Source organism: Ruegeria sp. AB6 (assembly GCF_056542685.1).
On sequence record NZ_JBQGAD010000022.1, the window covers coordinates 1 to 14,511 of the forward strand.

Annotated in this window: 10 protein-coding genes and 1 pseudogene; 4 read left to right on the top strand and 7 right to left on the bottom strand. The window is 58.7% G+C overall.

Annotation, left to right across the window (positions count from 1 at the left end):
* Window positions 1–252: pseudogene (locus ACR0DB_RS22060) on the top strand (hypothetical protein); the annotation flags it as partial.
* A gap of 79 nt (window positions 253–331) precedes the next feature.
* On the opposite strand, the gene ACR0DB_RS22065 reads toward ACR0DB_RS22060, so the two are convergent.
* The 4 genes from ACR0DB_RS22065 to recA form a co-directional block, all read right to left on the bottom strand.
* Window positions 332–1,015: a transglutaminase-like cysteine peptidase gene (locus ACR0DB_RS22065; RefSeq protein ID WP_480553007.1), complete on the bottom strand. Its 684-nt coding sequence runs from the start codon at window positions 1,013–1,015 to the stop codon at window positions 332–334.
* Window positions 1,016–1,321: 306 nt separating this feature from the next.
* Complete coding sequence (locus tag ACR0DB_RS22070; protein ID WP_170782420.1) at window positions 1,322–1,609, bottom strand: DUF1330 domain-containing protein; 288 nt, start codon at window positions 1,607–1,609, stop codon at window positions 1,322–1,324.
* Between the two features lies 1 nt (window position 1,610).
* Window positions 1,611–4,280 (bottom strand): alanine--tRNA ligase, encoded by a 2,670-nt coding sequence (alaS, locus tag ACR0DB_RS22075; protein WP_480553009.1) that lies wholly within the window; start codon window positions 4,278–4,280, stop codon window positions 1,611–1,613.
* A 138-nt stretch (window positions 4,281–4,418) separates the two neighbouring features.
* Complete coding sequence (gene recA, locus ACR0DB_RS22080; protein WP_170354230.1) at window positions 4,419–5,486, bottom strand: recombinase RecA; 1,068 nt, start codon at window positions 5,484–5,486, stop codon at window positions 4,419–4,421.
* A 192-nt stretch (window positions 5,487–5,678) separates the two neighbouring features.
* On the opposite strand from recA, the gene ACR0DB_RS22085 reads away from it, so the two are divergent.
* Window positions 5,679–6,272 carry a gamma-glutamyl kinase gene (locus ACR0DB_RS22085; RefSeq protein WP_480553011.1) on the top strand — a complete coding sequence of 198 codons (594 nt, stop codon included), beginning with the start codon at window positions 5,679–5,681 and terminating at the stop codon, window positions 6,270–6,272.
* A 5-nt stretch (window positions 6,273–6,277) separates the two neighbouring features.
* Here the strand turns inward: ACR0DB_RS22085 and ACR0DB_RS22090 are convergent, their stop codons facing one another.
* The 3 genes from ACR0DB_RS22090 to guaB all read right to left on the bottom strand — a co-directional run bounded on the left by ACR0DB_RS22090 (window position 6,278) and on the right by guaB (window position 11,354).
* Window positions 6,278–8,569: an ATP-binding protein gene (locus tag ACR0DB_RS22090; protein ID WP_480553013.1), complete on the bottom strand. Its 2,292-nt coding sequence runs from the start codon at window positions 8,567–8,569 to the stop codon at window positions 6,278–6,280.
* Window positions 8,570–8,674: 105 nt separating this feature from the next.
* A complete protein-coding gene (locus tag ACR0DB_RS22095; RefSeq protein WP_480553015.1) occupies window positions 8,675–9,832 on the bottom strand; it encodes an RsmB/NOP family class I SAM-dependent RNA methyltransferase in 1,158 nt (385 codons plus the stop codon).
* A 73-nt stretch (window positions 9,833–9,905) separates the two neighbouring features.
* Window positions 9,906–11,354, bottom strand: a complete 1,449-nt coding sequence (guaB, locus tag ACR0DB_RS22100) for an IMP dehydrogenase (RefSeq protein WP_480553017.1) — start codon at window positions 11,352–11,354, stop codon at window positions 9,906–9,908.
* A 217-nt stretch (window positions 11,355–11,571) separates the two neighbouring features.
* Between guaB and ACR0DB_RS22105 the strand changes: the two genes are divergently transcribed.
* Together ACR0DB_RS22105 and ACR0DB_RS22110 are read left to right on the top strand one after the other, a co-directional pair.
* On the top strand, window positions 11,572–13,617 hold the full coding sequence (locus ACR0DB_RS22105; RefSeq protein ID WP_480553019.1) for an ASKHA domain-containing protein: 2,046 nt from the start codon (window positions 11,572–11,574) through the stop codon (window positions 13,615–13,617).
* A 24-nt stretch (window positions 13,618–13,641) separates the two neighbouring features.
* Entirely contained in the window at window positions 13,642–14,499 is an 858-nt protein-coding gene (locus tag ACR0DB_RS22110) for a class I SAM-dependent methyltransferase (protein WP_480553020.1), read from the top strand.
* Window positions 14,500–14,511 lie beyond the last annotated feature (12 nt).

The window sequence follows — 14,511 nt, forward strand, 5'->3', positions numbered from 1 at the left end:
GGCGACAACGGAGACGATGGCGACAACGGAGACGATGGCGACAACGGAGACGATGGCGACAACGGAGACGATGGCGACAACGGAGACGATGACGACAACGGCAATGGTAACGGCGGTGGAAACGGAAACGGGAACGGAAACGGGAACGGAAACGGCGGCAACAACGGTAACCAAGGCAACAACGGTGGCGGCAACGGTGGTGAAGACGCAAGCCCCGGCCAAGGCCATGGTGCCAACGACGACGAAAGTTGATCTGGGCCCGTTTACCCAAAGACAGAGAGGCGACCAAACGGTCGCCTCTTTTCTTCCTGAGCTCTAATGTAGGGTCACGCTAAGAACGTCCGTAAACGCCCACCCAACTGCTGGGTTTCCGGGGGTCTTGCATCCGCAAGAAGAAATAGCGGGTATCCGACCAGCGTTTGATCCGATTGGTCAGATTGTCCAAAACAAGATCCCCCGAGGCGGACCGATAGACCAGAACGGCATGTGCGTTTCTCTGTCGGTCAAGCACTGTGGCGATCAAAAGCTTGCTGGGATCAATACCTGCTCGGATCAGATCACGTTTCTTCAGCAGGGCAAAATCTTCGCAATCACCGCCAAGCGAAGTCGGCAACGCCCAGCGTTCGCGCGTGCGGTACTGCGATTGGTCGGTCACTTCACGCGTCGTCGCATTTACGCGGCGGTTCACACGGTTCACAATCTGCATCTCTTGCTGGCTGGTCAGCACAACCGAGCGCTTGCTGGAACAGGCCCAAGTATATTGTCGACACAATTGTCGCGCACCTGAAGGTGGGGGAGACGAAACAGCTGTCTGGATAAAGCTGTTTTCTCGGGCTTGGGCCGGGGCGGGTGCAAAAAGTGCCCCGGATGCCAATGCAGCTAGGCCAACAGCCCGAGCCGTCGCAGGTACAAGGCGCCCAACAACGGTTCCGAGTTCACTGCCAAACGATATCATGCCTGTCCCTCGATCCTGGTTCATCCAAGCGATTGCCGACAAACCGGACCGTATCCCCATTTCGGAAACTATCGGTAAACGGGCACGTCGACGCAATCTAAGGGAAAATTGACGGGGAAAAGAGGCGGAAATTCGTCACTCAATATGACCATTTCAGGCAAGAATTGCGGTGCTGCGGTCACAATTGTGGGGCGCGCGCTTTGTTCCACCTCAACGGATGACAAGGCAAATATTTGAAATATATAAGGTTTTTTTGAAATCAAATAGATGACCCAGTCGATACATATTAAAACTTGTCCGACTGGGCCAAAATCCGCGCATCAAAGCGCTGTCACCCTTCACAGGTACACGGCAGCAGGTGCGATTCTATTCGGTGATCTCAACAACCACCAATTCTCGCTCGCTTGCATCACGTGCGAAATCCAGCGCAGCCTGGTATTCATCCGAGTTGTAGCACTCGACCGCAGCCTCAAGCGAAGGAAAGCGCGCGACCACATTGCGTGGGCGTTCTTTTCCTTCAAGCTGTACATAGCGTGCAGCGCGCGCGATAAATGTTCCACCATGCTTGGCAATCGCCGGTCCGGCCAATTCTGCATATTTCCCATATGCTTCTGTGTCCGTCACCGTCACATGTGCAATCCAGAGAGCTGCCATATTATCCTCCCAAAACGTGTTCGGCCGCTTTGATCGCAGCCTCGGAATTTGTAGCGTCCTTACCACCACCTTGTGCCATGTCGGGGCGACCACCGCCGCCTTTGCCACCCAGTTCGGCCACCGCCGCGCGCACCAGATCCACGGCCGAGACCTTATCGGTAAGATCCGGGGTCACGCCGGCGGCCACCGCCGCCTTGCCGCCCGCATCCGCGATCAGCAGAACAGCGCCCGTGCCGAGACGGCTTTTGTGTTCGTCGATCAAAGCAGGAAGGTCTTTGCCAGACACGCCTGTAAGGGCCTGTGCCAGGAACGGCACACCGTTCACGTCCTTGGCCTCGGCACCGCCTTGCCCTGAACCGCCTGCCATCGCCAGATCACGCCTCAGTTGCGCCACTTCGTTCTGCAATGCCTTGCGCTCGTCCAGCAGGGATTTCACCCGGCCAACAACATCATCGGGCTGCGCTTTCAACTCGAGTGCAACTTGCGCCAGACGGTGATCCTGTGCCGACAGATAGCGGAAGGCGGCATCCCCAGTCAGGGCCTCGATCCGACGCACACCGGCACTGCTTGCACTGTCGCCCAGCACAACGAAAGTGCCAATATCTCCGGTCTGACGCACATGCGTACCGCCGCACAGCTCGATGGACCAGGTTTCACCGTCCTGACCTTTGCCAGTTGCCGCTTTGCCCATCGACACGACGCGCACTTCGTCACCATATTTCTCGCCAAACAGCGCCTGAGCGCCCAATGCGCGCGCATCCTCCGGTGTCATGATCCGTGTTTCAACGGCCGAGTTCTGTCGGATGAAGTCGTTCACCTCCCGCTCGACTTTCTGGATTTCGTCAAGAGCAAGCGCCTTAGAATGACTGAAATCGAACCGCAAACGATCCGCTGCGTTCAAAGACCCCCGCTGGGCTACATGATCGCCCAGCGTTTCGCGCAACGCCTCGTGCAGCAGGTGCGTGGCCGAGTGGTTCGCCCGGATCGCGCTGCGGCGGGTATGATCGACTTCAAGCTCGACCGCGTCGCCCTTGGACAGTGTACCCTGGCTGACCGTTACCTTATGCGCATAGACCTTGCCTTCAGCAAATTTGCGCGTGTCTTCGACTTTGGCAACGTCCTGCATGTTCTCTAGACGACGGATTTCACCGGCATCGCCGACCTGACCACCGGCCTCACCATAGAATGGAGTCTGGTTCACGATGACCCAGCCTGTGCCACCCTGTTCAATAGCATCGACCAGCACACCGTCGACGACCAGACCCGCAACCTGTCCTTCAGCCTTTTCGGTATCATAGCCCAGGAAATCCGTGGCCCCGGCACTGTCCAGCAAATCAAACCAAACAGCCTGATCTGCCGCTTCACCCGAACCGGCCCAAGCAGCGCGCGCTTTGGCCTTTTGTTCGGCCATGGCTGCATCAAACCCGCCGGTATCCACAGTCCGGCCCTTTTCACGCAGCGCATCCTGCGTCAAATCCAGCGGGAAGCCATAGGTGTCATAGAGCTTGAACGCCGCATCACCGGGCAGAGCCTCACCTTCGGGCAGTCCCGCGACCTCATCATCCAGCAGTTTCAGACCGCGATCGAGGGTCTGCTTGAACCGGGTTTCCTCCAGCAGCAGCGTTTCTTCGATCAGCGCCTGCGCCTGCCCCAGTTCTGTATATTGCGCGCCCATCAGCTGCACCAGCGAGGGCACAAGGCGATGCATCACCGGGTCTTTTGCACCCAGCAAATGCGCATGGCGCATTGCACGGCGCATGATCCGGCGCAGAACGTAACCGCGGCCGTCATTGCTAGGCATAACGCCATCGGCAATCAAGAACGAGGTCGACCGCAGGTGATCCGCAATCACGCGGTGATGCACGTTCTGATCGCCATAAGGATCCACACCGGTGGCATCGGCAGACGCTTCGATCAGCGTTTTGAACAAGTCCGTGTCATAGTTGTCATGGCTGCCCTGTAGCAGAGCACCGATCCGCTCCAGTCCCATGCCAGTGTCGATGGACTGCATGTCCAGTTCCACCATCGAGCCGTCCTCAAACTGCTCATTCTGCATGAACACGATGTTCCAGATTTCGATGAAGCGGTCGCCGTCTTCCTCGGCCGAACCCGGAGGGCCGCCCCAGATGTGGTCGCCATGGTCATAGAAAATCTCGGTGCATGGACCACAGGGACCGGTCGGGCCCATCTGCCAGAAATTGTCACTGGTGGCGATGCGGATGATCCGGTCTTCGGGCACGCCGACCTTTTTCCAGATCTCGAATGCCTCATCGTCGGTGTGATAGACCGTGGTCAGCAGGCGGTTCTTGTCGATGCCGAATTCCTTGGTGATCAGCTCCCACGCGAAGGGGATCGCCTCATGCTTGAAATAGTCACCGAACGAGAAATTCCCCAGCATCTCAAAGAATGTGTGGTGGCGCGCGGTATAGCCCACATTGTCCAGATCGTTGTGTTTGCCACCCGCACGCACACATTTCTGCGCAGTGGTCGCCCGGCTGTAGTCGCGCGTCTCAAGCCCGGTGAAGAGGTTCTTGAACTGCACCATGCCCGAGTTCACGAACATCAGGGTCGGGTCATTGCGCGGCACCAGCGGGCTGGAGGCGACAACCTCATGCCCCTGTTTGGCGAAATAGTTCAGAAAGGTCGATCGGATATCGTTCAGCGTGGGCATAAGGCTCTCTCAGCGCGCAATCATCTTGTTCGAAAACGGGTTTATCGCTGTCCCTGCGGATAGTCCACAGGTGAGGCTGCGCAAACGAAACAAGGCGGCCCCAATGGACCGCCCTGCGTTCACAATTCCGGGATGCCGTCAGGCTTCTAAAATATCGTCATCCTCAGTGGCACCGGGCGGCATATCGAAATCCAACCCATGCGCGGCGCGGATCTTGTCCTCAATCTCCAGCGCCGAGCGGCTGTTATCGCGCAAGTATTGCTTGGCATTTTCACGCCCCTGCCCGATACGCTCATCTCCGTAACTGAACCACGACCCCGACTTCTCGACCACGCCGGCCTTAACGCCCAGATCCAGCAACTCGCCCATCTTGCTGATGCCTTCGCCATACATGATGTCGAATTCCACCTGTTTGAACGGCGGCGCCACCTTGTTCTTGACAACCTTAACGCGGGTCTGGTTGCCGACCACCTCATCGCGGTCCTTGATCGCGCCAATACGACGAATGTCCAGACGCACCGAGCTGTAGAATTTCAGCGCGTTGCCACCAGTGGTCGTCTCCGGGCTGCCAAACATCACACCGATCTTCATCCGGATCTGGTTAATGAAGATCACCATACAATTCGAACGGCTGATCGAGCCGGTCAGCTTGCGCATCGCCTGGCTCATCAAACGGGCCTGCACGCCGACATTGCTGTCGCCCATGTCGCCCTCCAGCTCGGATTTCGGCGTCAGCGCCGCCACCGAGTCGACCACGACCATGTTCACAGCACCCGAGCGCACCAGCGTATCGGTAATCTCCAAAGCCTGTTCGCCGGTGTCGGGCTGCGAGATCAGCAGCTCATCCAGATCGACGCCCAGCTTGCGAGCATATTGCGGGTCCAGCGCGTGTTCCGCGTCGACGAACGCACAGACACCGCCGCGCTTTTGCTGTTCTGCAATACAATGCAGCGTCAGCGTGGTCTTGCCCGAGCTTTCTGGCCCGTAAATCTCGACAATCCGGCCCATCGGCAAGCCACCGATCCCCAGCGCGATATCCAGACCCAGCGATCCGGTCGAGCTGGCCTCGATGTCCTGTTTGGAATCCTCGCCCAGCTTCATGATCGAGCCCTTGCCGAACTGCCGTTCAATCTGGGCCAGCGCGCTGTCGAGCGCCTTTTGCTTGTCTGCGTTTTTCTTGTCGCTCATCGTCAGAAGATCCGCCATTGTCCTGTCGCCTTCTCTTGTGTCACACCCTTGAACGGGCGGCAATCACTGCTTTGTTCGCCTCTTGTTCCTTATGAGACCAAAAAGAGAACATTTCAACTAAAACTTACAGAACTTACCTTTCGGCAATTGTGTTAAAGAGTCGTTTACGCCAATCTGCAAAAAAGAATGAACTCTGACAGGGACGATTAAATGCTTGTTTTCTATGAGGAACGTCTTGCATTTCTGTCCGTCCCCAAAACCGGCAGCACCGCTTACCACAGCGCTTTGCGGGACCGGGCGGATATCGTTGTCACAGGACCGCCCGACCTTAAACATGCTCCGGTCCGGCGCTATGACCGTTTCTTTCAGAACATTTTCCGAAAAATGTACGATACTGAGATGGAGATCATGGCCGTGGTCCGCGAACCAATCGACTGGCTGGGCAGTTGGTATCGATTCCGCAGCCGTCCCGAGCGGCTGAATCACCCTCATTCAACCCATGATCTCAGCTTTGACGACTATGTTCAGGCCTATATGCAATCCCCGCGTCCGGAATATGCGGATGTCGGCAGCCAGAGCCAGTTCTTCCGCACCCGCAGCAACGGATTCGGGGCGACGCACGTCTTCAAATATGAACATCAGGACAAAATCCTGAGCTTCCTACAATCCCGTCTGAATATGGAGATCACACTACCGCGCGAGAATGTCTCTCCCCTCCGTGACTTGACGCTAAGCGCCGAAACCGAGCGCAAATTCCGGCGCAAACATGCGGCCGAGTTCGCGTGTCACGACGCAGCCCTCTGACTGTTTCAGTTCAATTGCTGGAACACCGCTTCGGTCAGTTCGTTCAAGGAAAACGGCTTCGGCAGGAAAGCCGAATGCGCAAGCTCGGGACCCGAGTCGCCAAATGCCCCTTCGGTATATCCCGACATGAAAATGACGCGGACATCTGGACGGTCTTTCATCGCCTGACGCACCCAGGTTGGGCCATCCATGCCCGGCATCACCACGTCGGTGACGAAGAGATCGACATTCAGGGCCCCGTCTTCCAGCAGATGCAGCGCCTCTTCTGCCGAATCTGCTTCCAAAACGGTATAGCCCTTCAGGCGCAGCGCGCGGGTTGCAAAGGCGCGCACCGGTGCTTCATCCTCGACCAACAGAACTACGCCTTCACCCTGACGCGCAGCTTGTGTTTGCGGTGCCTGCACGGCGGGTTCTTCGACACGTTCGGATGCGGCTGAGACCGGCAGATAAACCGTAAACTCGGTTCCCCGGCCCAAAACGCTGTCAACAAAGATGAAACCGCCGGTCTGTTTCACAATACCGTAGACCGTTGACAGGCCTAGCCCCGTCCCCTCGCCCGTACGTTTAGTTGTGTAGAAAGGCTCGAACACTTTTTGCAATTTGTCCGCCGGAATACCCGTACCACTATCGATCACTTTGACGGTGACATACTCGCCCGGCTGCACTGTAGCGCGATCGCGGCGCAGAGGTTCAGTCAGCGACACCACTTCAGTTTCGATCCGCACCTCGCCACCTTCGGGCATGGCGTCGCGGGCATTCACGACTAGATTCATGAACACTTGTTCCAACTGCCGCTTGTCGGCACGCACCGGCTTCAGCACTGGATCATGGCTGAGGATCAGGCGGATTTTCTCACCCACCAGCCGGTTCAACAGATGGATCAGGTCCGAGATCGTGTCCCGCAAGTCCAACACCTCGGGCTGCAAGGTCTGCTTGCGCGAAAAGGCCAGCAACTGACTGACCAGAGCTGCCGCCCTGTTGGCATTCTGGTTAATCTGCACCAGATCACCATAGTTAGGATCATTCTGATCATGCCTCAGCAGCAACAGGTCACAATGCCCCGAAATCGCCGTCAGCAGGTTGTTGAAATCATGCGCCACACCCCCGGCCAACTGACCGACGGCCTGCATCTTTTGGCCCTGTACGAATTGTGCCTCAAGCGTCTTGAGTTCGGTGGCATCGTTCAGAACCGCGATCAGGCAGACCTCGCCGTTATTTACCACGCGGCTCAGCGTCACCTGCACGAACATCTCTTTGTCCTGCCTTGGCAAGCGCAGAAACTCCGAACTTGGCGGGCTGTCTTCGGCCGCTGCGCGGGCCAGCCAATCCAAGATGGGATAGCCGAGCCCCTGCATAATCTGGACAACATTTGTCTGGCCTGGAACGATCTCGCCAACAAGTTTCACGGCCAGCCGGTTGGCGTCCAGAATTTCTCCGTTCGGCGACAGACACATGATGGCAACCGGAAGGTCAGCAAACGGAGCCTCAGTTCGAGGAGTGTTTGAAGTGTCCACTGAAACCAGAGCCAAGTCGACGACCGATCCCGATTTGGACAGTTCCTTAGTGACCACGGAAACCGAACCATCCTTGGTGTCAATCGAGACGATTTTACCATCCTCAGGCGGCTCACTGGAAAGGAGCTGTTTAGCTGTTTCCGGTGTCTGACCCAGAAGATGTTTCGCCATCCTGTTGGAACGTATCACTGCTCCGTTGCGTCCAAGCGTCACTACCGGGACCGAAACGTCTTCCCACTGACCCGGCGCTTCCAGATGAAACCGCCAGCAAAACAAGTCATTGTTCACCTCAAACACCGATATCGGAACGGTTGAACCGACGGAAACAACCTCTTCTCGCGCTTTGCCGTGGATTTCGGCCATTGCCTGAAGGCGCAGTAAAATCGCCGCCGGATTAGCAAAAATGGCCGTAAGGCACTTATCAATTCGCGTGCCTGGCGCTGCATGAAACCGTTCACGTGCGGCGGTGTTTGCGGTCAGAATGACGCCATCTGCATTGGCGGTGATGCAGGGAAACAGGTCTTGTTCCGCAAATGCTGCCATCACCCCCGCGGATTTCCTCGTGGCCCAATCCATGATGCCACCACGTGCCGCAACCAGCGCACCTGCCGTTAAAAGCGAGATTCCCGCAACGATAAACCCCCCACCCCAGCCGCCCGGCAACACGCCTGCCAAGGGGGCTATGGCGACCAGAATTCCAACAACAGCCAACAGCGTCAGCCGCGCCACTGCCGGAGTTTTGCGAAGGGCGAGGTCGGAAAAAACATCTGTGGTTTCTGACATAAACAACTCTGGTCTTGGGGCGTTCGCGCAAGTGAGCCCAAAATAGGTTAATGTCCGTTTAATGAAATTCAGACACTCTCCTCAAGGTTGTTATTTCGCGACCACCTATCGCGTCAAGTGCGCTGCAAAGAACCCATCCGTTCCGTGGGACGCCAGCCACAGTTTGCGAAAACTCTCTGACCAGTCAGGATGGGCGGACGTAAATTTATCTACTACGGCACCGTTTTCCTCGTTCAGCATCGAGCATGTAGCATAAGCCAGCACACCGCCCGCATCGACCAAGACAGACGTGTCTGACAGAATTCGGGATTGAAGCGCCGTCAATTCAGTCAGCCGTTGCGTATCCAACGCCCATTTCCCCGCCGGCGCCCGCCGCCACGAGCCGCTGCCGGAACAAGGCGCATCAACAAGCGCGATGTCGAAAGGCGCATGGCGGGCGATCTCGTCGGTTGCCAGCATCTTGATCCGCGCGCCCGCCCGCTCGGTTCGTGCGGGCAGATCGCGCATCCGTGCGGGGTTTACGTCATGGGCAAAGACCTCAACCCCGGAATGGGCCGCCAAAGCCAGAGATTTCCCCCCGCCGCCAGCGCAATAGTCCAGAACGCGCAGGCCCGGTCGCAAATCCAGTGCTGCCACAATGGCCTGACTTGCCGCATCCTGCAATTCAATCACACCTTCGGAATAAGCGCGGCTTTGCGCAATCTTGCGCGCGCCCTCCCCAATCTCCAGCGCGGTGTTACATGCCGGGTGATCTTGCGCCGCAATCCCGTCGGTCGCCAAAGCGGCAATGGCACCTGCCCGATCCGACTTGGACAGGTTGACCCGCACGTGAACCGGTGCCCGGTTTTGCAGTGCCTGGGCGACCGCCACAGCCTCATTGCCCAGAGACGATTGAAACATCGGCCACAACCAGTCGGGGATGTCATAGCGCTCGGCATCCGACGCGAAATCGCGGCCCACTTCGTCATCGGTCAGCGCATCTGGCGCATGACCCTGACCCGTGAACGTTTCAGCCAAATCCGCCCCAACGGCACGCAACGCGCCGATCATCAGGCCACGCCCGGTTTCAGCCCCGCCCAATGCGGCATACGAGCGCTTGCACCGCAGTACCTGAAACACGTGATCCCGTATCGCGGCCCGGTCCTTGGAGCCCGCAAACCGGCTGCGCCGCGCCCAGCCCGTCAACGCTTTTTCAACCGGAACACCCAAAAGTATCTGATCAAGAATCTCGATAGAGGCCTGTACGCGGGCTGCTGGGATCATAGGTCTGTCCGATAAGGTGGCTGGAATGCAAAACGGCGCCCAAACCGAGCGCCGTGTTGCAATGGTTTAGGTTTTACATCACCCGATAGTTCGGGCTTTCACGCGTAATCTGCACGTCATGCACGTGGCTTTCTTTCAGCCCTGCACCCGTGATCTTTACGAAATTGCAGTTCCTGCGCATCTCTTCCACGGTGGCACAGCCGGTATATCCCATGGCCGCGCGCAGACCGCCGACCAGTTGATGCACCACCGCGCTAGCAGATCCCTTATAAGGCACCTGCCCCTCGATCCCTTCAGGAACCAGCTTGTCGTTGGCGGCATCCTTCTGGAAATAGCGATCGGCCGAGCCGCGCGCCATCGCGCCCAGGCTGCCCATGCCACGATAGGATTTGAACGAACGGCCCTGATACAGAATGACCTCACCAGGGCTTTCATCGGTGCCCGCAATCATCGAACCGACCATGGCACAAGACGCCCCCGCCGCAATCGCCTTGGCGAAATCACCCGAGAATTTGATGCCGCCATCGGCAATCACCGGCACGTCTCCGGCGGCTGAGGCACAATCCATGATCGCCGTCAGCTGCGGCACGCCCACGCCAGCCACCATCCGCGTGGTACAGATCGAGCCCGGCCCGATCCCAACCTTGATCGCATCCGCACCCGCATCAATCAGCGCCTTGGTCGCGTCGCCGGTCGCGACGTTGCCCGCGATGATCTGAACTTCGTTCGACAGGGTCTTCACCCGCTTCACCGCCTCCAACACACCTTGCGAATGGCCATGCGCGGTGTCCACAACGATGATGTCGACGCCTGAATCCACCAATTGCTCGGACCGCTCAAAACCTGCGTCCCCGACCGAAGTCGCCGCTGCAACACGCAGGCGGCCCAGACGGTCCTTGCAGGCTGTGGGGTTAAGCACTGCTTGTTCGGTGTCTTTCAGGGTTAGCAGGCCGGTCAGCTTGCCTGCGCCATCTACGACCAGCAGCTTTTCGATCCGGCGGGCCTTCATCAGGCTTTTCGCCTCTTCCAGATCAGCCGGTTCCTGAAGCATTGCCAGATTGTCGGTGGTCATCATTGCGTGGATCGGCGTGTCGTCCGAGGTCGCGAAGCGCATGTCGCGGTTGGTCACGATCCCGACCACGCGACCATCCGGATCTACCACAGGGAAGCCGGTGAAATTGTACCGCTCGACCAGCGCTTGCGCATCGGCCAGCGTCTGATCGGCACGCAAGGTCACGGGGTTATAGACGATACCGGATTCGAACCGCTTGACCCGGCGCACTTCGCGGGCCTGCTCCTCGGTCGTCAGGTTCTTGTGGATCACGCCGATCCCACCGGCCTGTGCCATGGCAATCGCCATCCGCGCCTCGGTCACCGTATCCATCGCTGAACTCAGCAGCGGGATGTTCATGGTGATCTCGCGCGTCACACGCGTGGTAGTATCCGCCGTTGCGGGCAGCACTGATGATGCGCCCGGAACCAGAAGTACGTCGTCAAAGGTGAGTGCCTCACGAATCTGCATCTGCTAACCCCATGCAAAACCCCGTTTGACGGCGACCCTATGACATGGATTGAACCCAAGGGAAAGCCCCTGATCTGAACTAGTTTTCCCCTGCGGGTCATTGCCGCGGCAAAAAACGACGCAACCGGTGACAAACGTGCCGCTGATTGGCCTTTCCCTTTGCGCACAAACCCATATCTTCCCCGGCATACGCGCGAATACAAAAGGCAGGCCCGACATGACCACCGACCCCCTTGTTGTCTTTACCCCCTCGGGCAAACGCGGGCATTTCCCCGTTGGCACCCCGGTTCTGACCGCCGCCCGGCAGTTGGGTGTCGATCTGGATTCGGTCTGCGGCGGACGCGGGATTTGTTCGAAGTGCCAGATCACGCCCAGCTATGGCGAGTTTCCCAAGCACGGTGTCACCGTATCCGAGGACGCGCTGAGCGAATGGAACGCGGTCGAACAACGCTATGACGACAAGCGCGGGCTGAAACCGGGCCGCCGTCTGGGCTGTCAGGCGACGGTTCAAGGCGATATCGTAATCGACGTGCCCCCTGAATCTCAGGTCCATCGTCAGGTCGTCCGCAAAGCGGCTGCTGCACGCGCCATCACCATGGACCCGGCGACGCGGCTGTATTTCGTGGTGGTCGAAGAACCCGACATGCATTCGCCCACCGGCGATCTGGAACGGCTGGAACGTGCCCTGCGAGAGCAGTGGAAGATCGACGCCGTCACTGCCGATCTGTCGCTGATGGCCAAGCTGCAACCGGTGCTGCGCAAAGGCAAATGGGAGGTCACGGTGGCCGTCCACAAAGGCCACAAGGATGAGGTCGCCAAGGTGGTCGAAATTTGGCCCGGCCTGCATGAACAGGGGCTGTACGGTCTGGCCATCGACCTTGGCTCAACCACTGTCGCCGCCCACCTGACCGATCTGGAAACCGGTGAGGTTAAGGCCTCCTCGGGCCTGATGAACCCGCAGATCCGCTTTGGTGAAGACCTGATGAGTCGCGTCTCCTACGCCATGATGAACCCCGGCGGTGATCAGGAAATGACCCGCGCGGTGCGCGAGGCGATCAACGATCTGACCATCTCCATCGCCGAGGAGGCCGGGATCGACGCCGCGCTGATCGTGGAAACGGTGTTCGTCTGCAACCCGGTCATGCACCATTTGCTCCTGGGTCTGGACCCGGTCGAGCTGGGGCAGGCCCCCTTCGCGTTGGCCACATCCGAGAGCATGTCCCTGCCTGCGCGTGAGATGGACCTGACCAAGATGAACCCCCGTGCGCAGGTCTATATCCTGCCCTGTATCGCGGGCCATGTGGGGGCCGACTGTGCCGCCGTTGCGCTTTCCGAGGAACCCGGTAAGTCGGAAGACCTTGTGCTGATCGTGGACGTGGGCACCAACGCTGAAATCCTCTTGGGCAACACCACGCGCGTGCTGGCCTGTTCCTCGCCCACCGGCCCGGCTTTTGAGGGAGCGCAGATCAGTTCCGGCCAGCGCGCCGCCCCCGGCGCGATTGAGCGCATCGAAATTGACCCTGCAACCAAGGAACCCCGCTTCCGCATCATCGGATCGGACAAGTGGTCGGACGAAGACGGCTTTGATCAGGATATCGCCACCACCGGGATCACTGGCATCTGTGGCTCGGGCATTATCGAGGCTGTGGCCGAGATGCGCATCGCCGGGCTGCTGGATGAAAGCGGCTTGATCGGGTCCGCCGAGCAAACCGGCACCGCCCGCTGCGTACCCGAAGGCCGCACCCACGCCTATCTGATCCACGATGCCAGCGCCGAGGGCGGCCCGCGTATCACCGTGACCCAAGGTGACATCCGCGCCATCCAGCTGGCGAAATCGGCACTCTATGCCGGTGCGCGCCTGCTGATGGATGAGATGGAGGTCGACACCGTTGACCGCGTGGTTCTGGCCGGGGCGTTTGGTGCCCATATCTCGACCAAACACGCGATGGTTCTGGGCATGATCCCAGACGCGCCGCTGGACAAGGTTTCCAGCGCGGGCAACGCGGCTGGCACCGGTGCCCGGATCGCTTTGTGCAACATCGGATCGCGCAAGGAAATCGAGCGCGTTGTGCGCGAGATCACCAAGGTCGAAACCGCCATCGAGCCCAAGTTTCAGGACCATTTCGTCGCCGCCAACGCGATCCCGCACAAAACCGACCCGTTCCCAGAACTGGCGCAGGTGGTCACCCTGCCCGCGCCGTCCTTCAACACCGGCGGCGGGGATGACGAAAAATCTGGCCGTCGTCGCCGCCGCAGGTCATAGTCGGATCAAACGACGGAGGCCCCAATGCACACACCGAACGAAGAACAGGCTGAGTATTGGGGCAAGTCGCCGTCGGGCGTGAAATGGCTGACATACGAGGATCAGTTGGATCACGTATTCACCCCAGTGCTGGACCTTGTTCTAAGCCGCGCCAATATTGTCGAAGGTATGCGGGTATTGGATATCGGATGTGGCACCGGCGTCAGTTCGCTTGCAGCGGCGAAGCGTGTCGGCGGTTCGGGTCATGTCCAAAGCGCGGACATCTCTCAGGCCTTTCTGGACCGCGCCCAGGAACGCGCGCGCGCTGAAAACCTGACAAATATGAGTTTTCTTTACGCTGACGCCCAGACACAGGCTTTTGCGGAAGGCGAGTTCGATGCTGCGATTTCGAGGTTCGGGGTCATGTTCTTTCAGGACTCGGTTGCAGCATTCCGCAATATCGCAAGCGCGCTGAAACCCGGTGGACAGATGACTTTTGCCGCATGGGGGCCACTTGCAGGCAATCCTTGGTTCAAGATTCCTCACGTCTCTGCCACGGCGCGGCTGGGCAATCCGCCCAAATTTGGCCGATTTGCCCCCGGACCGCTTGCCTTTCACGATCTGGACCATGTCGCCGGGATGATGAACGACGCTGGACTGACCGACATCAAGGCAGACCCCGTGCCATTGTCCTTGCCTGGTTTCAACGGTGTGCCGGGCACCGCTGCGCTGTGTACGCGAGTTGGACCGGCGGCCCGTGTGATCGGCCATTTCAATGGAACCGACGAGGATGTAGCGGCCATTGAAGCCGACGTTGCCAAAAACCTTGAGCAATTCGACACCGAAAACGGCATCGAAATCCCGGCAATCATCAACCTGTTTCAGGCGCGCCGGGCCGCGTGATCTGATCTGGGA